The sequence below is a fragment of the Desulfosarcina sp. genome (assembly GCF_055467485.1).
The window spans coordinates 1-19,699 of the sequence record NZ_JBUOIV010000017.1 but is presented as its reverse complement, the minus strand read 5'-3'; the positions used below and the strand labels follow the sequence as shown (position 1 = coordinate 19,699).

Sequence of the window (19,699 nt, the reverse complement as noted above, 5' to 3'; positions counted from 1 at the left end):
ATTTCACGGGTAACTGGAAAGGAGTGCACAATGAAGGAAAGAGTATTGCTGGTTGACGACGAGGTCGAGTTTCTGGAAATCATGGCCGAACGCATGCGCGCCCGCGATATGGAAGTGACCACCTCCACATCGGCAACCGAGGCGCTGTCGCTGATCGCCGCCGAATCCTACGATGCGGTGATCATGGACTTCATGATGCCGGAAATGGATGGCATCCAGGCCCTGAAGGCCATCAAGGAAAAACGACCGGAAATGCAGATCATTCTGCTCACCGGCCATGCCACGGTTCAGAAAGGCGTGGAGGCCATGAAGGCGGGGGCTATGGATTTTGTGGAAAAACCGGCTGACCTGGATGCGCTGGCGAAAAAAATAAAAAAAGCCCACCACCAAAAAGCCGTCATCGTCCAGAAACAGAGCCAGGATAAAGTCATCGAAATGCTGCGAAAATTCGGCATGTAAGTTCGCCTTGCGGTCAAGGTGGTCTCAAGGCGGGGTCGGCGATCCCCTCCCTTCGGACGGTCCCCGGGCAAAAGCACAGGTTTGACCGGCGTTGTTGCATCACGGGCCGCTAATGCGCAGCAGCCATCGCCTTGGATGCCATCAGATCGAACACCGCCGGCCCCGAAGCCGACGCCTCAGCTTCCCCCGAGGCCATGGACGTGAGCGTATCGAAGCGCCCTTTGTCGCGGCTGCTCAAAGGGGTCTGCAGGTAGGTCAAGGTGTTGTGGACCAGGCTGAACATCACCAGCGGGCCGAATGTGGTCTCGCCACCGGGCTTTTCAGCCACCCGGCCGTAAATGTCGTGGTGGTTCAACGCAAAGGCCTTGGGCGCCGGTGTCAGCCCAAGCAGTTCGGCGAACAGCATCAGGCCCTCCTGAACGCCCTGGACGTAACCGTTCTCCAGGGACGCCACCCCATCCCGGGCAATGCCATCGATATCCGCCTGGGTGAAGCGAAGGTCCAGTTCACCGATGCAGATTCCCCGAATGGTCTCCAGGGATGCCGCCTTCTTGCTGATCACCACATCCTTGTCGTTGAGAATTTTTACGGCATTGCGAATGTTCACCATCTCTTTCACGGTGGGACTTTTTCTCAGCACCACATCTTCCACGCTGGTGTGGTAAAGGGTCAGGTCATTGTCCATCACCAGGATACGCGTTTTCCCGGGGCCGTCGGTTTCCAGGAACAACACCAGATCCCGCTCCTCGCGGCGGCCCCAGGGAAAAAAGGTCATCAATCGGGCCAACACCGACTTGTCGATGCGTTTGCCGCTCTCAACCGGCCCGATGGCATCGGCGATGGTCCGCACCAGGCGATCGATCTCTATCTTCTTTAACAGGTTGTCCTTGTATGACATCGCATTTCTCCTTGGAAGCCTGATTTGGCATTTGACATCTGGGGCGGATATTCATATGAATATCGGCTGTCACCCGAACGGCCCTGCCCTTTTTTCGATTTGAATACCCGAATGGAAAGCCTCCATGCCGGTTTTATATGAAGCCGGCCCTGCACTGAAGCGGCAAGGGGAGTAAAGGGCTGTTTTCCTTGATCGTGAGATAAAGACCACAACGGATTCCCGGGCCGGTGCAAGGCATGTGCGCCAGCCGTTTTTTTATTACGTTGAAACCGGCCGACAGGCAAGACAATTGTGCCGGTGCGCAGTCACCGACGGGACATCCGATCTGAATCGCCGTTCAACCACATCAGGAGGATACCGGGTCTTTCCGGAGAGAAAGGAGTCACCATGGAAGAATTTGTTACCCTCACCTATAACGGGCAGCAAATACAGCTACCGGTCGTCACCGGCACCGAAGGGGAAAAGGCCATCGACATTTCCACCTTGCGTGCCAGCACCGGCTTTATCACTCTGGACCCCGGCTACGCCAACACCGGCAGCTGCCTGAGCGCCATCACCTACATGGACGGCGAAAAAGGCATTCTGCGCTACCGCGGCATCCCCGTGGAGCAGCTGGCCGAACACGGCACGTTCAAAGAGACCGCTTATCTGCTGATCAACGGCAAGCTTCCCAACCGTGAGCAGCTGACCCGTTTTTCGGTGATGCTCAACGACAACAGCCTGGTCCATGAAGACCTCAAGGCCTTCTACCAGAACTTTCCCAGGGCCTCCCATCCCATGGGGATTCTCTCCTCCATGGTCAATGCCATGCGGAGCTTTTACCCGGAACTGGGCACCCTCGAGGAACAGATCACCATCACCATGACCCGTCTGCTGGCCAAGGTACGCACCATGGCTGCCATGTCGTACAAGATCTCCCGGGGCCACAAGGTGGTCTATCCCAGGCCGGACCTGACCTACTGCGAAAACTTCCTCAACATGATGTTCCACACCCCGGTGAGGCCCTATGAACTCAACCGGGCAGCCGTCAATGCCCTGCGGGTATTCTGGATTCTTCACGCCGACCATGAGCAGAACTGCTCCACCTCGGCCGTGCGCGTGGTGGGCAGCGCCCGAGTCAATCTCTACGCAGCCATTTCATCGGGCATCGCCGCACTGTGGGGACCGCTGCACGGAGGCGCCAACCAGGCGGTCGTCGAGATGCTCACCGCCATTCAGGACGACGGCGGGAATTACCGCAAGGCCATCGAACGGGCCAAGGACAAGAACGACCCGTTCAGGCTCATGGGATTCGGCCACCGGGTCTACAAGACCTATGATCCACGGGCAAAAATCATGAAAAAGATGTGCGATGAACTGCTGGAGTCCCTGCAGATCAGTGATCCGCTGCTGGATATCGCCAAGGAGTTGGAGGAGCTGGTCCGGAAGGACGCCTACTTCGTCGACCACAACCTGTACCCCAACATCGACTTCTACAGCGGGATCGTCCTGCGAGCCATCGGCATTCCCACCAACATGTTCACGGTGATGTTCGCCATCGGGCGGCTGCCTGGATGGATCGCCCAGTGGAAGGAGAGCATGGACGATCCCAATTGGAAGATCTGCCGGCCCCGACAGATTTACACCGGCGCCACGCAATACGACTTCGTTCCCATTCATGCGCGTCCTTGAAAAGGGTGTTGAAAAACGTCATGAGCGCAGGCAAGACAAGGCAAAATCCGGCGAAAAAGCGCAGTTTATGATTGATAAATGCGCATGTTGAGTCGAATGTTAACGCCGTATTGCCCAGCGCAATCGTTTTTCAACACCCTGATAGCAGATCCCGGGCCGACCGCGGCCTTCATCACTCAGTCGGTCAGCGCCGCAGCCACCGCCGCTTCGGCGTGGATGCGCGCCGTATCGAAAACCGGCACCGGGCAGCCGTCGGCGCGAACAAGAAGTCCGATCTCCGTGCAGCCGAGAATGACCCCCCGGGCACCGCGATCCACCAGGTCGTCGATGATCCGGGCATAAGCCTGGCGTGAAGGTTCCCGGATCCGCCCCAGACAAAGTTCCGTATAGATGATGTCATGCACCGTCCGGCGCTGGGCCGCATCGGGAATCAGCACCCGCAACCCGAAACGGTCTTCGAGCCGCCTGCGGTAGAAATCCTCCTCCATGGTAAACCGGGTTCCCAGCAGGGCCACGGTATCCATACCGGCTGCGAGAACCGCCTCGGCCGTCGGGTCGGCGATGTGAAGCAACGGGACGGTCATGCCTGCCGCCACCCCATCGGCCAGTTTGTGCATGGTGTTGGTGCAGATAATCACCAGGTCGGCCCCTGCGCGCACCAGCGCCTGTGCCGCTTGAACCAGGATCGACTGCGCCTCATCCCACCGCCCCGCGTGCTGCAGGGCTTCGATTTCGGCAAAGTCAACGGAGTAAAGAACGCTCCTTGCCGAGTGGAGACCACCCAGACGCGCCCTCACGGTTTCATTGATGATCCGGTAATAGACCAGGGTCGATTCCCAACTCATCCCGCCAATCATGCCGATGGTTTTCATCCGTTGGCGTTCCTTTCTTACTGCCATGCGTTTGCGCTGCATGGTGGGTCGGCTTAAGCGTTGGGCGGTGACGTGGAAACCGGCCTTGCCGTCTCCCGGATCGTCTCCGCCAGCCGGCGGTCACGCTGGGCCTGGGTCAGGTAAGCCGACACACCCTTCAGAAAAAGGACCAGCACCACCGCAAAGGCAAGCGGAAAGATCACGCAGTCCAACAGATACGCGGCGATCAGTTGAAAAGTGGTTCCCGCAAGGTTCCTGCCCTGCTCGCTGAGGTAGGCTTCCAGTTCCCCGAGCCGCTTTTTCAAACGCTCGTATCGGTCAGCCACCCCCCTGGCCGTCTGCATGGCCGACGCCCCCTTTCCGTCACCGTCAAGGCGGCCTTCAGCGGCATCTTGAGAAAACGTCCGGCTGACCTGGTCGAACGCATCGTAGGACTGCCGGATCAGCGGGCGGGTGATCCGCTCGGACAGACGCGAGACGCCGTATACGGCCAGCGGAAGAACCAGGTAGAGCGTCAGCGTCAAAACGGTGAAGGTGGCGGTAACCGATCGCAGGAACCGGATCATCCCTGTCCGGTTCGGGAAAAAACAGCGCCCCGAAGCCAGCATCAACAGGCCGAAGAAGGCCAGCGCCATGACGAAGTGGTCCGTCATGGCCACCCCATCCAATGCCAACCGTGCCATGAACAGGATGGTTCCCCCGGCCAGCACCGTCTTCCAGGCGATGTCCACATAATCGTATACCGATTGAACCAGGTCCCCGACCTGCAGGTTGAAGCCGATTCCCACCTCGGATCCTTCGATCACGGCCAGACCGCTCTTGACGGCCGACAGCACCAGGAAACCCTCCAGTGCGCTGTCATAGGATTCATCCAGGTAACGATGATTGGCACGGTGCAGTTCTCCAAGACCGACTCGCGCCAGGGCCCTGTCCATCAGGCCGGTGGCCGCAAGCGTCATACCGGCGATGGCGATCACCATTACCAGTGCCATCTTTATCCTGAACGTCATGGCCGCATCCCCTTGCAGGCTTAGCGGTTTCGGGATCCATCGGGATATGCCCGCGCCGTCTTCATCCGGGACGTCCGGCAAGGTGCAGGCATGACGTCGTTCCCCGGGCAGCGGGGCCGGACATAGCGCTGGTATGGATTCGGGTCAGGCAATACAGGCGCTCCCGATCATTGAACCCTCCCCGCGGCAAGCCCCAGGGAGGGTTCACCGTAAGGATGAAAATCGATTCCCAGTTCGCTGTCGCGGTTCACCAACCGGCATCGGATTTGTTTTGACAGGCCGGCCGACCTTCACCTACACTGACAGGTAGCGGCCGGTTGTAGATCCATTTATATCCCTGCGGGCCTAATAATCAACCGCAAAAAATTCCTTTTGCGGCTATGCACGCAACACACCGGAGGTGCCGACATGCTGGTAAAAGAAATCATGACCGAAAACCCCATTACCGTCACCGCCAACTCGGAAATTATCAATGCGGCCAGGATCCTGTTGGAACGCCGCATCAACGGTGTGCCGGTGGTGGACGACGCCGGCAAGCTGGTCGGCCTGCTGTGCCAGAGCGACATTATCGCCCAGCAGAAAAAGCTTCCCGTCCCCTCGCTGTTCTCATTTCTCGACGGCTATATCGCTCTCGGTTCCATGAAAAGCTTCGAAAAAGCGGTCCGCAAGATTGCCGCCACGTCCGTCTCGGATGCCATGACCCCCAACCCGGTGACGGTCGGACCGGAGTCGACCATCGAAACCGTGGCGGCCCTGATGGTAGACCACAATCTCCATACCCTGCCGGTGTTGGAAAAAGGCGAACTGGTGGGCGTGGTCGGCAAAGAGGATATCCTGCGGACACTGATGCCCGCTGATCATTCATAGCGAAAGGAGGCCCCCCATGGGCGTGAACCAGATAGTCTGTTGCAGCGATTTTTCGGATCATGCGGAAGCCGCTTTCAAAACCGCCCTCGACCTGGCGCAGCGCTACAACGCCAAACTTTACGTGGTCCATGTGCTGCCGCCGGTGATCAACCCGATGCTCACCGAGGCGGACCTGATGCTGCCCGAACATCCCGACGAGAACCTGGTGGTGAGCCTGAACGAACGGATGCAGGAAGTCTACGGCAAACGCATCCCCGAAACGGTCGACGTTGAGCTGGTGGTCCGCGATGGCCATGTCTCTACGGAGATCATCCGCTTCATCGAAGAGACCGATGCCGATCTGGCGGTGGTGGGCGCCTTCGGCCTCAGCGGCATGGGGCTGGTATTGTTTGGCAGCGTCGCCAAGCGAATTTCGCACAAGGCACCCTGCTCGGTGATGATCGTCCGGGACAAGAAGGCTTGATTCATCCGATCTCATGAAAATACTGCTCGTCTACCCCTATTTTCTCGACAAGCGAATCAACGAAGAGGATGTCAGCGTCATCCCCATGGGCCTTTACTATGTGGGATCTATGCTCCGGGCCAATGGCTATACGGTTGATATTCTCAACGGTCACAACCTGGGCAGGGCCCCCCACCGCATCTACCAGGTGCTGGGAGACAAGCAGCCGGATGTGGTGGGCTTTTCGATCCTGCACGCCAACCGCTGGGGCGGCATCGACATCGCCCGCATGGTCAAGAAAGTCAATCCAAAAACCGCCGTGGTGTTTGGCGGCGTGGGGGCGACCTTCCTGTGGGAACATTTTCTCACCCATTTTCCGGAGATCGATTATGTGGTTCGGGGCGAAGGCGAGCACAGCTTTCTGGAATTGATCCGTTTTCTGGAGAAGAAGAGAGGCCGGATGCCCGCGCACATTGACGGCCTGGCATTTCGAAAAAAAGGCAAGCCCGTCAAAACCAGAGATCGTGAGCAGCTGACTGACCTGGACAGCCTGCCCATGCCCGCCGACCATTTCGCCTTTCAACACATTTCCCTCACGCGGGGCTGTCCGGAAGGATGCACCTTCTGCGGATCCCCGGCATTCTGGAAACGCCGGGTGCGCTTTCACAGCGCCGAGTACTTCGTGACCCAGATGGAAATGCTCCGGGAAAAGGGGGTCAACTTCTTTTTTGTATCCGACGACACCTTTACCCTCAAGCGGGAACTGGTGATCGACATCTGCCGCCGGATCCTCGAGCGCCGGCTGGATATCGTATGGGCGGCGATCTCCCGGGTGGATTGTGTGGATGAAGAGATGCTGGGCTGGATGCGCCGGGCCGGATGCACCCAAATCAGCTACGGTGTAGAAAGCGGCAGCCGGGAGCTTCGTGACCGGTATCGCAAGCGCTTCAGCGAAGCCGCCATCTGTCGAGCCTTTGACCTGACCGTTCGCCATGGCATCATGGCCAGGGCCTACTTTATTTACGGCGCCCCGGGCGAATCCGATCAAACCATCGATGAAAGCCTGGCAATGCTGCGCCGCATTCGCCCCTTGTCGGCCATTTTTTATGTCCTGGACCTGTTTCCCGGCACGGCGCTCTACGAGGATTACAAACAGCGCACCGGCGCCACCGACGACATCTGGCTGGAGCGGATCGAAGACCTGCTCTATTTCGAAACGGATGCGACCCTGAGCAAAGCAGCCGTGCTGGCTTTCGGACGGCGGCTCAGGGAAGGCTACCTCTCCCTGCTTCCGGAATTTGCCGCCCAGATTGACTTGATTGACGATCCGCAGCTGTACCCGCTGCATGCCGATTTTCTCTCCCGCTTGGCCCTGACATTCAGCCACGGCGACTATGCCGTCAACCCGCTGATAAAAGACAACCTGGCGACTGCTGTCATGCTCTTCGAGCGATCCCTGAGCTACCATCCGGATCACCGCGCCTTCTGGGGACTGGGCCTCGTTTACCAGCATCTGCGACGGTTTGACGAATCGCTGGCCATCCTGCAGCGCGGCATCCAACACCACCACACCAGCATCGATCTGCACATGGCATTAGCCAACAGCCTGATGCGGCTGAACCGCTACCCCGAGGCCCGCCAGTGCCTGGAGGCCATTCCGGATCATCCCCGGGCCGTCGAGCAGCTCATCCGCTGCTGCCGGTTCATGGGGGACCGGGAAAGCGAGCAGTACTGGATCGGCCAACTGAATCGCCTCCAACAAGCTTGAATCCGTGGATGGAAGAAACGGATACGGCTATGCGCCGCTGTTGCGATGCGGCTAATGATGAAGGCGGTTAGGCCGAATACTGCAAACGGAGGCCAGAAGCCCGAATCCGGAGATTAAAAAACAAAACTATCTGATTGATGAGGAGCCATTGAGATAAAACGATGATATTGTACCAACCGGTTGCAATTGACCTGCCATTCATGAATGATGGTATCTGAAATTTGGTCAACCTGGGTCTTATCTCAATTAATCACTGGTCAGTGTTTTTAACATGACCTCATTTATACAAAGATGCGATATAAATATTGAATATTATAAACAGGCAAATTAGCTGTCTATGCCCTTGATATACACTCATTAGGTAAATTTGCCTGATAAACAGTGGTTGATCAGGCCCTACGCTGCACTCCGCCTGACCAACACCGGGGTTACCGGTACCTGGCCGGCACTTTGGCCATCAGGCTCACGCCTGACAACTAAGGAGTCGCCCCGCGATTCTACCCAATAACCCAATGTGCAGCATCCGTTATCTAGCAGAATCGCCGGTTACTCCGGCGTTATGTGCAACTATAAAGATATCAGTAACGGAGGGAACAGTATGGACGATAATGACCAAAAGATACTGATAGAAATTCTACAAGAAATAAAATCCCAACGCGGTCGGAAAAAGGATTTCTGGGATAGGTTTTCAACAATTTCAGTCTTTTTATCAACCGTTGTTATCGCAGCTCTTGGTTCTTATTTCACATACTCTTACAACAAACAACAGGGATCTCTTGAACATCAAAACCAAGTGCATCAAACAAAGATTTTAGAGATGCAGACTGTTGAAAAGTTTATTCCGCATCTTACTAGTGACGAAAAAACAAAGGAAATTGCGCTACTTGCACTCACTACGTTAGGAAGCTCTGAATTTGCAACAAAGTTTTCGCAATTATCACCATCTGCCGGTAGTGATGCAGCAGCCGATACCATAATGCGAACGGCTGTCGCTTTGGAGCAGAAGCAGATTCCTCCTCCGGTAACATCAGTTGCAAATACAGAAAAGGAAGGTTGGGCTTATGTTGGCCACTATGTTAATTCCAAGTGGAAAACTAGATATTTTGATATCGCTCTAGATGCGAAACCTGAATCGCTTGAGGGGGAAATATTAAGTGTTCGTGAAGAAACCGGGGCCCTAAATGTACGTGAGGGAATGCCCACTTTCACGGGTAGCTTTAAATCTATTATTGGAGCACTAAATCCAGGCAGCAAAGCTAAAATATTAAAAGTTGAAGAATGGTTATCAAGTGGATACATGTGGGCGAAAATTACCTATGGCACATAACAAACGCATGCATTCGGATAAAGGACCCGCTACGCGCGCACTTTGCCCCTGATGCGAGGCGTTAGCAAACCGGTGATGCCTCCAACATAGTCAGACTTAAAGTGGCTTCCAAAGACCGATGATACCTTATTGCCAACTGATAGAATACCTTACCTTTCGATTCCGGCAATTGAATCCATCCTGAGGCAAACTACGGGAAAAGTCCTGCCCGTGACCGCAGTGCTTCGCAGCATCGCAGGGATGAAAGTCGATCTTCAGTTCGCTTGCTGACACCCGTCACAAGCGACAGGTAATGAACTCTCTATCGTGGACCAATCATAAGCCAGGACAGATGAACCGGTAGCCTTTTTCGCCCTCCGACCTCCGGCGTCAGGCTTTGCCGCAGCAGCTGCCCGGTCCGGCACAACCGGCATGGCCCGGCGACGATCCGCAGCAGGCCGTATCCCCGGGGCCGGGCATGGCCGATGAAGCGGTGCCGGACAGGGATGAATGGGCGGACATGAGCTTTTTGAGATTGCCGCTGCCGCAGCTCGGGCAACAGACAGTCATTTTCTCAGTAGAAACGAGAATCTCAGCCACTTGGCCGCAGTCGGCACATAAAAAGTCGAATAGCGGCATACCTCCCTCCTTTTTCCATCAATGTTCCAAATGACTGCCCGTCAGTGGGCGCAATCACCGATCTGAACGCCGTGATGGTGGCCGCAGGTCTGTCCCGGATCGAATACCGGCAGGTTGCCGGCCTTGACCAGGCGGGCATTCTCCCCAACGGTTCCTTCAACGGCCCGGTATACGGTGATGCCGTCGTTATTGAGTTTTTTCAAGGCGCCGCCGCCGATGCCGCCCACCACGACGCCATCCACCTTACGGCCACCCAAGGCATCCATGGGGTTGCAGGCCCCGTGCTGATGATCCTGGTCCGGGTTTTCGAATGTCTCCACCGAATCCGTATCCAGTTCCACGAAGACAAAGAAAGGCGCGGACCCGAAATGGCCGTGAACGATGCTGTCTGTTCCTTTATTTTCAACCACCGGAAAAGCAATTTTCATATTTATGGATCTCCCTCACACAATGCTGACCATTGCCCGGCATACGGGTAAGGCTCATGGATAAAGAACAGGGTGCGGGTCGGATCGACCATCGATCTGCCGGCCGCCACCCCATTGTCGACGTATTTTGGCATATAGCTCAAAACAGCTGCCGTTTCAAGGTTTATATCGTCCCTGTCCAGGGATGACGAGTTTGGTCTGAATTCAATGCAGCCCGCTGACAAGGCAGGGTCAATATCGAAGATATTGTTGCCTCGGCACCTGCCCTATGCTATATGTAGAGCACGTTGATGATGCTGGAAACTAAAGTTGAACAAGACCGAATGCCTCTATCCTTGTTATCCGCCAACTTATTTTTCCCACTCGCGGTTTCACCCCCGTCACGCTGTTTGGCGCCCGCCCGGACAGGATTTTCCCCCCCGATATCTGGGATATGCCCAACCGATGATCCCCGCAAGACGAACGATCTGCACCCCGAGGGCACTGCCTTCAGGACACCGGTGGTATCGCTTTACGCAGGCCTTGATCTCGAAACGCAATGCCCATTTGCGGACGGGCGCGATGCAACGGCCCTGAGACACGGTGACCTGTCCGCTGCGGATGCGCATTTGTCCATCCAGCGGGCAGGCCGGTCGCCGGGAACAATCCATGATCTTCAGGAGGTGCGATGATTTCGTTTTCCACAAGCAAACGGAAGACCTTTGTGCTCGACACCAACATTATCCTTCATGACAGCTCCTGCATCAACCAGTTCGACGAACATGACGTTGTCATCCCCATTGCCGTTATCGAGGAACTGGACCGGTTTAAAAAGGGCAAGGAGATTTTAAACTGCAACGCCCGGGAATTCGCCAGGGCCCTGGACGCATTGACCGGGGACCGCATATTCAACGGCGGGGTCACCATTGGTCCCGGAAAAGGAAAAATCACCGTCTGCCTGGACCGGGAGTTCCACGACAAGCTCAAGGCGAACTTCTCCCCTGACAAGCCGGATCACCATATTCTCAACGCCGCCTACCACATCGCCTGTGAACAGGCCTTTGATCGGGTTTTTCTGGTCACCAAGGATGTCAACCTGCGCATGAAAGCCAAGTCCATCGGTCTGATGGCCCAGGACTACAGCACCGACCGGGTCCAGGCCCCGGCGGACATCTATAAGGGCACCCGCGTGGTGGAAGACATTCCTGCCGCCGTGATCGACCAGCTCTACGCCAAGCCATTCGAAATGGACGCCGCCGCCCTGGAGGTGACCGCCCCCCTGCTCGCCAACGAATACCTGATCATGAAAAACGGCAGCAAGTCCGCGCTGGGCGTTTTTCTTCCCCAGACCCGCTCCATCCGCCGCATCGACACCCAGGTCTGTTACGGCATCCGGCCCCGCAATGCCGAGCAGTGCTTTGCCATGGACGCCCTGATGAACGCGGACGTGCCCCTGGTAACGATCACCGGCAAAGCCGGCACCGGCAAGACGCTTCTCGCTCTGGCCGCCGCCCTGGAGAAGCGGCGCTATTACCGGCAGATTTTCATCTCCCGGCCATCGGTTCCGCTGAGCAACAAGGACATCGGCTTTCTGCCCGGAGACATCCAGTCCAAGCTGGACCCCTACATGCAGCCTCTTTACGACAACCTGTCGGTCATCGAAAGCAACCAGAACGGAAAAAACGGCAGCCGGCAGGGACGCCGGGTGAAGGAACTGCTGGATGAGGAGAAGATCGTCATCACCCCCTTGTCCTATATTCGCGGCAGAAGCATCGTAAAAGTCTTTTTCATCGTGGACGAGGCCCAGAATCTCACCCCCCACGAAGTAAAGACCATTATCACCCGGGCCGGCGAGGGCACCAAAATCGTTTTCACCGGAGACATCTACCAGATCGATCACCCTTACCTGGACAGCCAGAGCAATGGGTTGAGCTACCTCATCGAAAAAATGAAGGGCCAGAGCCTCTATACCCACATCAACCTGGAAAAGGGAGAGCGCAGCGAACTTTCGGACCTGGCCATCAGCCTGCTCTGAAAAAAGGGTTTTCAGGCTGAAGCCGAAGGGTCTCAGGGAAGAGCGAACGTCGTCGATCGTTAACCAACACACACGATTAACGCCATATGCAATGCCCACAATGCGGCTACGAACAGACGGACGAAAACGGTGAGTGCCTGAGTTGCGGCATCGTCTTTGCCAAGTGGCGCCAACGCAAGACGGTACCGGGGCCGGGGCAATCCGCTGCACCGGCAGAGGATCTCAAAGAAACGGAAGAGACGGAACCCGGCATCCTGAGCGCCCTGCTTTTCCATATGCCTGCCGAGGTGAATCCCATCTCGTGGGGCGCCCGCTCACTGCTGCTGGCAATTCTCACGCTATGGGGGGTCAAGTTCATCTTCACCCCCATTTCTTCCGACGCCACCTTAAGCAGTTTCTGGCACTTGGTAAATCTCCCCTTTCACGAGGCCGGTCACCTCTTCTTCCGCCCCTTCGGGCGGTTGATGACGTCACTTGGCGGCAGCCTGATGCAGATGCTGATGCCCGCTATCTGCCTGGTGGTTTTCCTGCTGAAAACCCGCGACCCCTTTGCCGGATCCTTCTCATTATGGTGGATGGGCCAGAACTTCATCGACCTGGCACCGTATATCAACGATGCCCGCTCACTGAGCATGCCCCTTTTGGGGGGAAATGTCGGCAGAAGCTCCCCATATGGGTTTCACGATTGGGAATTTATCCTAAAGGAGACCGGCCTGATCCGCTTCGACCAGACCATCGCCCGGCTTTCCCACGGTGCGGGCATCTGTTTGATCGCAGCGGCCGTGGTCTGGGGCGGTTTTTTGTTGGTCAAGCAGTATCGGCTGATGCGAAACCAATCAACAGGTTGACGCGCGCCATGAGCCATGGCAATACCTGTAAACCATCGATAAAATCATGAGAGGGCCAATGAATGTGGATGTCAGCCCGGTCGAATCCGCCGATCGGGCGGAAACCGCCATCGCCATGCTGTCCCCCCTGCCTTTTGTTGCCGACCCGCTGCCCGGCATCGGCGGCGCCATCAAGGCCACTCCGGGGCATTTTGTGGTCGAAGAGATCCTTCCCTATGCCGCCTGCGGCGAAGGAGAGCACGCCTATGTCACTTTCCGGCGCGCCGGATGGAACACCGCCGACGTCGCCCGGATCATGCAGAAGCACTTGGGCCTGGCCCCGTCGGATGTGGGCTGGGGCGGTCGCAAGGACAAAACGGCGGTGGTCGTGCAGACCCTGTCTTTTCGCTGTGGCGTCAATCATCCGCTGGCCGATGTGGAGAGGCGATTGGCCGATCTGCCTATCGAGATACTGGCCATCGACCGCCATCGCAACAAGATCAAAACCGGCCACGTGGCCGCCAACCGGTTCACCGTCATCGTCAGCGATCCGGGACCCGATGCACTGCCCCGGGGGCTTGCCATCGCCGACCGGCTCAAACATACCGGCGTGCCCAACTTTTACGGCCCCCAGCGATTCGGCTACGGGCTGCAGAACATCCACCGGGGATTCGCCCTTTTCTCGGCGGGGAAAAAGGGTCGCAAGGACGCCTTCATGGTCTCGGTGGTCCAATCGGCCCTGTTCAACATATGGCTCAAGCAGCGCATGCAGGCCGGCGACTACCGCCGGCTGCTGTCCGGCGACGTGGTAAAAAAGACGGATACCGGCGGCATGTTCACCGTCGACGACCTGGCCGTCGACGGCCCGCGTTTCGCTGCCGGAGAAATTGTCTACACCGGCCCCATTTGCGGGTTCAAGATGAAACCGGCCATGCATGCGGCCGGGGAAAAGGAAGCGGCGCTGTTCAGGCAGTTCACCCTCGCACCGGAAGATTTCCGGCGGTTCCGTTCGCCGGGGTCGCGGCGGGAAGCCATCTTGAGCCTTACGGATCTGGCTCTCGCGGAGGTGGACGACGGGCTGCGCCTCACGTTTACGCTGCCGTCAGGCGCTTATGCTACGACCGTTCTGCGCGAATTCACCCGACCGTCTTGACGGCCGGCGAACGACCATCGCAACGCCCGCAGGAGGACGCCATGGAAAGACAGCTGGTCAGTTCAGGGTCGCCATTTGAAAAACCCATCGGTTTTTCCCGTGCCGTAAGAGTGGGAAATATCATTGCCGTCTCGGGGACCGCCCCCATCGCCCCCGGCGGCGGGACTGCCTATCCGGGAGATCTCTACCGCCAGACCCGAACCTGCCTCGAGATCATCAAAGCGGCCGTCGAAAATGCCGGCGGCCGCCTGGAGGATGTCATCCGCACCCGCATCATGCTGGTCGACATCAGCCGCTGGCAGGAGGCGGCCAGCGCCCATGGCAAATTCTTCGCCGACATCCGGCCGGCCAGCACCTTCGTGGAGGTGAGCCGGTTCATCGATGAGGACTGGCTGGTGGAGATCGAAGCCGATTGTGTGGTGGATCAAGGAACGATTGCGTAGCGTTCAGTGAATCGGGGAAAGCCAAAAGGACTCACCCGAACCCGGAAAAATATCTGGTAAGCTGATAAGCTGATGGCTCAAAGCTGAGCCCAATAACCTTGGAAGCCTGGGACATGAAACCCATCATGACCGACCCCGTCGACACCTACTGGCAATTGCGCCTCGAGCAGTGCAAAAAGGCCCTGGAAAAAAACCGGTTCGAGGTGTTTGTGGCCGCCGACATCCAATCCGCCGGCGCTGTTTTCTTAAATCGAATCCTTCCCTCGCTGAAAGTGAACGTCGCATCCTGGGGCGACTCCATGACCATGCTGGCCACCGGTGTGCTGGACACCATCAGGGCCGATCCCGGCATTCGGGTAGTCGAGGCCTTTGACCCGCAAATATCCCAGCAGGAACGCTTGGAGCGCCGCCGGCAGGCCCTGCTGGCCGATCTGTTTTTCAGCGGATCCAACGCCGTCACGGAAACCGGTGTACTGGTCAACCTGGACATGGTGGGCAACCGGGTGGCCGGCATCACCTTCGGCCCCCGGCACGTGGTGCTGTTCATTGGCCGCAACAAGATGGTTCCCACCCTGGACGACGCCATGCAGCGCGTCAGGCGCTACGCCGCGCCGGCCAATGCCATCCGGCACCCCGGCCTGAAAACCCCCTGCATGAAAACCGCCGTCTGCGCAGACTGCAGCAGCCCGGACCGGATCTGCAACACCTGGTGCATCACGGAAAAATCCTTTCCCAAGGGACGCATCAAGATCATCCTGATCAATCAGGACCTGGGATTGTAAAACAGGCCCGGGTTCTGTTAAACTGCACCTGCAACCCTTCGTCAGATCTTTTCATTGTCATTCTTCAGTGGCAACCCCGTATTCAAAAAGGAGGCCTCATGCCCCTTCAAATGCGCATCTACACCATCAACCGCGGCGCACTTCATGATTTTGCGAAGGAATGGGGCCGGACGATCAAACCGCTGCGTGAGAAAATCGGCTTCGACATCCCCGCCGCCTGGACGGTGGCCGAAACCAACCAGTTCATCTGGCTGATGCATTACAGCGGCCCCGATTCGTGGGAATCGCTCGACCAGGCCTTTCACCAGCACCCGGAGCGAAGGGCCATGAATCCCAACCCGGCCCGGCACATCGCCCGCATGGAAAATTATTTCATCGATCCGGTCCCGTTATTCGCGCAAAGCCGCCATTGATGGGACCCGGGAGGAGACTGGCACCATGACAAACCTGCATACAGCCGGTCTGGTGCTCCTGACGGTTGCTGCCAGCCTTTGCATGGCCCCAGCAGGATCATCGGCCGACGATTTTGCCGACCAGCGCCAAAAAATGGTGGCCTGGCAGATCGGCGCTCGCGGCATTTCAGACGCGTCCGTGTTGAAGGCCATGGCAACCGTGCCCCGCCACCGGTTCGTACCCGAGGATATGGAACACCTGGCCTACCGCGACTCCCCCTTGCCCATCGGCCACGGCCAGACCATTTCACAGCCGTATATCGTGGCCCTGATGTCGCAACTGCTCGCCGTGCAGCCCGGCCAACGGGTGCTGGAAATCGGCACCGGTTCCGGGTATCAGGCCGCGGTGCTGGCCGAAATGGGTGTTTTGGTCTTCACCATCGAGATCGTTCCCGAACTGGGACGCCAGGCCGTCGGCGTACTGGATGCACTGGGTTACGACAATGTCCGGGTGAAAATCGGCGACGGCTACAAAGGATGGCCCGAACATGCCCCCTTTGACGCCATCATCGTCACCTGTGCGCCAACCCGCATCCCAAAGCCGCTGACGGAACAGCTCGCCGAAGGGGGACGCATGGTGATCCCTTCAGGTGAAAAATACGACCAGCAGTTATTTTTACTGACCAAGCAGAAAGGTAAAATCAAGCAGGAGAAAATCGTGGATGTCCGCTTCGTGCCGATGGTGGACGAACGCGGAAAAACCTATTGAGCATTGCTCTGCAATCATTCGATTGTATGCCACCGTGCATAAGCGCATTCGAACGAAACATGGAACGACTATTTACAGCGAGGGCGAGTATCGTGCTTTCAGTAGACTGGGGTCTCCTGACAATATTCTATAGATAGATTATCCTGGCCAGGCAGCCAAGAAAGACGTGCACAAGCTAATTGGGTCGAAAACACCATTATCTCAAGGGATCATTGCGTTTGCTTGTCAATCTGCCCCGACCAATATCAATGGCACCAGCAAGTGCGGCCAAAATATATTGAAGTCGGCAACAAACGATAATCTGCCTGATAGCTGATCAATCCGATTAGATCTCAATGCATCTGCACTCTGACTCGTTCTGGGATACTGGTATGTAATCACACGATTTGACAGCCATGAATTTCTTGGGATAATCTCAATATATCTGTACATTGTAGATTATAGGTTTTGAACAATGACATTCGTTAGGATCCCACAAACGGGGATGCTTTCGCCTCTTGAGCCTTGACAAACTGCCACTTTGTAGCATTCTATTGTTGGGGTCTTACCCACCACGCACACTTTCAAGTCTTCTTCTGATTTTGAACCCTATATACCCCAAATTAACTGCAAGCCCAATATTTCGTGACATCGAACATCAATCCTATGATGGGTCTATCTGCGATAAAAAGGGGTGCAGTATATTATTACTTTTGGAAAAATATTTTCGCTACCTTGAATGAGAGGAGAGCCCATGGCAAATCAAGTGGCATTGACACACAAAGAGATAGAAAAATACACTGGGATATCTGGGTTGGACGTAGCCAAGACCGGCCGCGTCATTTTACTCGCAGCAACTACACTGCGGACATATTACGTCATTCGAGGTGTTAAAACCGTTGCTCTTACGGGGGGAGCTATGGGAACCGAGATGGGACTTATTTACACGAACGTTACAACTGCATTAGGCACTTCCGGAATGTTTCTATTGTCAATTTTCTGCACTATTGGAACCGCAATTTACGCTATAGTTGCGTTAGCACTCCCGGTAGTGGAAGCAAAGCAAATAGTAGGAGAGCGGAATATTAAGCACGGATTCGCGACAGGGGTGGCGATCGGTGTTTTAAATTACGGGAAACCCATGTTCCATGATTTTTTCAAACGAACAGTCAAGGGTGGTTTTGCCCCATTCTACATGAGAGGAGTCGCTGAAAAAGCTTACAATATAGGAATCACATTAGGTTATTCAGCCTCGATAAAACTTTCTGCTTCCGATAAGGAAAATTATAGAAATGTGCTAACCGAAAAAATGGTGAGGGAGGCCAAGTCTTCTGGGTATAAACTTTACATGGATAATTGGACTGATCGTACTTGGGTTAACAACTATACGGGCGCGGTTATGAAACTATGATCAACTATACCAAAAAATAGCACCACTTCATAAGATAATGTGCCCATATTTTTGAGAATCATTCCTTAATCTACATCAAAATATCATGGGTAAAATGTTCATCTAAAACCTGCTGATGTCTCCAACGAATCACCGGATATGGCGAGGTCCACGCGGCGAAGATGATCTCAATCTATCTGTAGTCAGGCCCAAGTTGCGATAAGGTATTGGTGTCTGTAACGGGGGCTGAAACGATTTCAGACAAACGAATTGGGGCTATCTGTAATTGGGGCTGACTGGTGATTCGTTGGAGGTAAATGTATAGGCAAAAATTTATTCAAGCCTGTTGTAGACAGCACATACATGTGGCTTCAAATCATCCATTGAAATCAATTTAACGCTAAAGTCGATTTGATGTCGGTTTCAATTTTAATACAATTTCGTCCTCTATTTTTAGCTAAATACAAAGCTTGGTCAGCACGAGATAGTACAGATTCTATTTTTTCATTACACCGGAATTGTGCCAAACCACCGGATACAGTTACAGTCAAGTTTTGCGCCAAATCCTTGAAGCTAAGTACTTCAATGGCCTTGCGTATTCGATTGGCTGCTATGTTTGCGCCTTTAAGGTCTACACCAACTGACACAAAAACAAATTCCTCTCCTCCAAAACGAGCAAACAGATCTGAAGCTCTGAGTTGTGACTGAATCACGGAGGAAAAACGTTTCAGTACGATATCACCTACGTGGTGCCCCATATTGTCATTTATGCTTTTGAAACGGTCTATATCGAAAAAACAAACACAAAAACCGATACCCCCACGATCGGCAATTGCCTTATGTTGTTCAAGCAAATACATCATATGCCGTCTGTTGATTAAACCGGTAAGCTCATCAGTTATCGCCATGTGTTCTATTTTATCTAGTGCAGTTGCAAGCTCTGCATTGCGTAGATGCAATCGTTTTCTAAGCAGACTTATCTGATTACATACAAAAGAGAAGGCAACTATGACCAATGCAAAAACGAGAGCCACAATGAATTCATATTCGATCTTCAACCTACTTGGATATAGTTTAAAAAGTGTTAAAACGACGGCGATATATCCAAATATCATCAGCGCTGCTGTAGCTCTGTACTGGTTGGGAGTCATGCTGAAGGCGCCGTATAAAAGGATGATTGGAAAATACATCATCATAAGGGGACGGAACTGATCCATAAAGAAAACAGTTATCAACAGCGTAAGAATTGACCAAATCACCATCTCTCGGGTCATGCTAGGATCAGAGAAATGGTGGTTTATCCCAAGGCGAATCACCAATGTAAGCGATAAGTGGCCAGTCCAAAGAAAAATCATCAAGAGGATGAAGCCTTGGAGTTCAAGCCTGAATCCACCCGAATAAAATAAAATAAAAGATACCAGCGACTGACTCGCCCCCCCTCCCATGGCCTGGAGCGCTCGTTTAATGCGGATCTTTTGTTTCACGTCATCTTTTTGAATCAACTTGACAGGCAAAAGTATTTCTCCAAATGAACTGTGCCATAGTTTCTTCTGTCCCTATTCGAATTCCAGCCTCGACGCATACCATTTA

The 19,699-nt window shown here is 55.0% G+C and carries 20 protein-coding genes; 14 read left to right on the top strand and 6 right to left on the bottom strand.

The window, feature by feature from the left end:
- The first annotated feature begins 30 nt into the window (after positions 1-30).
- Positions 31-459 (top strand): response regulator, encoded by a 429-nt coding sequence (locus ACZCED_RS10255; RefSeq protein WP_462971807.1) that lies wholly within the window; start codon positions 31-33, stop codon positions 457-459.
- Positions 460-568: 109 nt separating this feature from the next.
- Here ACZCED_RS10255 and ACZCED_RS10250 read toward each other — a convergent pair whose 3' ends face one another.
- The gene (locus ACZCED_RS10250) at positions 569-1,357 is read right to left on the bottom strand and encodes a hypothetical protein (protein ID WP_464860745.1); all 789 of its coding nucleotides are present in this window, start codon (positions 1,355-1,357) and stop codon (positions 569-571) included.
- Positions 1,358-1,744: 387 nt separating this feature from the next.
- On the opposite strand from ACZCED_RS10250, the gene ACZCED_RS10245 reads away from it, so the two are divergent.
- On the top strand, positions 1,745-3,028 hold the full coding sequence (locus ACZCED_RS10245) for a citrate synthase (protein WP_462971809.1): 1,284 nt from the start codon (positions 1,745-1,747) through the stop codon (positions 3,026-3,028).
- A gap of 176 nt (positions 3,029-3,204) precedes the next feature.
- Here the strand turns inward: ACZCED_RS10245 and ACZCED_RS10240 are convergent, their stop codons facing one another.
- Together ACZCED_RS10240 and ACZCED_RS10235 are read right to left on the bottom strand one after the other, a co-directional pair.
- The gene (locus tag ACZCED_RS10240) at positions 3,205-3,927 is read right to left on the bottom strand and encodes an aspartate/glutamate racemase family protein (protein ID WP_464860744.1); all 723 of its coding nucleotides are present in this window, start codon (positions 3,925-3,927) and stop codon (positions 3,205-3,207) included.
- Positions 3,928-3,953: 26 nt separating this feature from the next.
- Positions 3,954-4,910, bottom strand: a complete 957-nt coding sequence (locus ACZCED_RS10235; protein WP_464860743.1) for a hypothetical protein — start codon at positions 4,908-4,910, stop codon at positions 3,954-3,956.
- 408 nt (positions 4,911-5,318) lie between these two features.
- Here ACZCED_RS10235 and ACZCED_RS10230 point away from each other — a divergent pair, with 408 nt between their 5' ends.
- The 4 genes from ACZCED_RS10230 to ACZCED_RS10215 all read left to right on the top strand — a co-directional run bounded on the left by ACZCED_RS10230 (position 5,319) and on the right by ACZCED_RS10215 (position 9,314).
- Positions 5,319-5,777, top strand: a complete 459-nt coding sequence (locus ACZCED_RS10230; RefSeq protein WP_462971812.1) for a CBS domain-containing protein — start codon at positions 5,319-5,321, stop codon at positions 5,775-5,777.
- Between the two features lie 16 nt (positions 5,778-5,793).
- The gene (locus ACZCED_RS10225; RefSeq protein ID WP_462971813.1) at positions 5,794-6,240 is read left to right on the top strand and encodes a universal stress protein; all 447 of its coding nucleotides are present in this window, start codon (positions 5,794-5,796) and stop codon (positions 6,238-6,240) included.
- A 13-nt stretch (positions 6,241-6,253) separates the two neighbouring features.
- Complete coding sequence (locus ACZCED_RS10220) at positions 6,254-7,987, top strand: B12-binding domain-containing radical SAM protein (protein WP_464860742.1); 1,734 nt, start codon at positions 6,254-6,256, stop codon at positions 7,985-7,987.
- A 598-nt stretch (positions 7,988-8,585) separates the two neighbouring features.
- Entirely contained in the window at positions 8,586-9,314 is a 729-nt protein-coding gene (locus tag ACZCED_RS10215; RefSeq protein WP_464860741.1) for a hypothetical protein, read from the top strand.
- 369 nt (positions 9,315-9,683) lie between these two features.
- Here the strand turns inward: ACZCED_RS10215 and ACZCED_RS10210 are convergent, their stop codons facing one another.
- Positions 9,684-9,932, bottom strand: coding sequence for an FmdB family zinc ribbon protein (locus tag ACZCED_RS10210; RefSeq protein WP_462971816.1), 249 nt, complete (start codon positions 9,930-9,932; stop codon positions 9,684-9,686).
- A 41-nt stretch (positions 9,933-9,973) separates the two neighbouring features.
- Complete coding sequence (locus tag ACZCED_RS10205; RefSeq protein ID WP_462971817.1) at positions 9,974-10,360, bottom strand: NifB/NifX family molybdenum-iron cluster-binding protein; 387 nt, start codon at positions 10,358-10,360, stop codon at positions 9,974-9,976.
- A gap of 667 nt (positions 10,361-11,027) precedes the next feature.
- Between ACZCED_RS10205 and ACZCED_RS10200 the strand changes: the two genes are divergently transcribed.
- From ACZCED_RS10200 to ACZCED_RS10165, 8 genes are all read left to right on the top strand, one after another.
- Positions 11,028-12,374 (top strand): PhoH family protein, encoded by a 1,347-nt coding sequence (locus ACZCED_RS10200; RefSeq protein WP_464860740.1) that lies wholly within the window; start codon positions 11,028-11,030, stop codon positions 12,372-12,374.
- Between the two features lie 86 nt (positions 12,375-12,460).
- Positions 12,461-13,222, top strand: a complete 762-nt coding sequence (locus ACZCED_RS10195; protein ID WP_464860739.1) for a zinc ribbon domain-containing protein — start codon at positions 12,461-12,463, stop codon at positions 13,220-13,222.
- 58 nt (positions 13,223-13,280) lie between these two features.
- On the top strand, positions 13,281-14,354 hold the full coding sequence (truD, locus tag ACZCED_RS10190; protein WP_462971820.1) for a tRNA pseudouridine(13) synthase TruD: 1,074 nt from the start codon (positions 13,281-13,283) through the stop codon (positions 14,352-14,354).
- A 41-nt stretch (positions 14,355-14,395) separates the two neighbouring features.
- Positions 14,396-14,797: a RidA family protein gene (locus tag ACZCED_RS10185; protein WP_462971821.1), complete on the top strand. Its 402-nt coding sequence runs from the start codon at positions 14,396-14,398 to the stop codon at positions 14,795-14,797.
- A 113-nt stretch (positions 14,798-14,910) separates the two neighbouring features.
- Positions 14,911-15,579: a lactate utilization protein gene (locus tag ACZCED_RS10180; RefSeq protein WP_464860738.1), complete on the top strand. Its 669-nt coding sequence runs from the start codon at positions 14,911-14,913 to the stop codon at positions 15,577-15,579.
- 98 nt (positions 15,580-15,677) lie between these two features.
- Positions 15,678-15,992, top strand: coding sequence for an NIPSNAP family protein (locus ACZCED_RS10175; protein WP_464860737.1), 315 nt, complete (start codon positions 15,678-15,680; stop codon positions 15,990-15,992).
- 25 nt (positions 15,993-16,017) lie between these two features.
- Positions 16,018-16,740: a protein-L-isoaspartate(D-aspartate) O-methyltransferase gene (locus tag ACZCED_RS10170; protein WP_462971824.1), complete on the top strand. Its 723-nt coding sequence runs from the start codon at positions 16,018-16,020 to the stop codon at positions 16,738-16,740.
- A gap of 733 nt (positions 16,741-17,473) precedes the next feature.
- Entirely contained in the window at positions 17,474-18,130 is a 657-nt protein-coding gene (locus ACZCED_RS10165; protein ID WP_462971825.1) for a hypothetical protein, read from the top strand.
- A 368-nt stretch (positions 18,131-18,498) separates the two neighbouring features.
- On the opposite strand, the gene ACZCED_RS10160 is transcribed toward ACZCED_RS10165, so the two are convergent.
- Entirely contained in the window at positions 18,499-19,623 is a 1,125-nt protein-coding gene (locus tag ACZCED_RS10160) for a GGDEF domain-containing protein (RefSeq protein WP_464860736.1), read from the bottom strand.
- Positions 19,624-19,699: the final 76 nt, after the last annotated feature.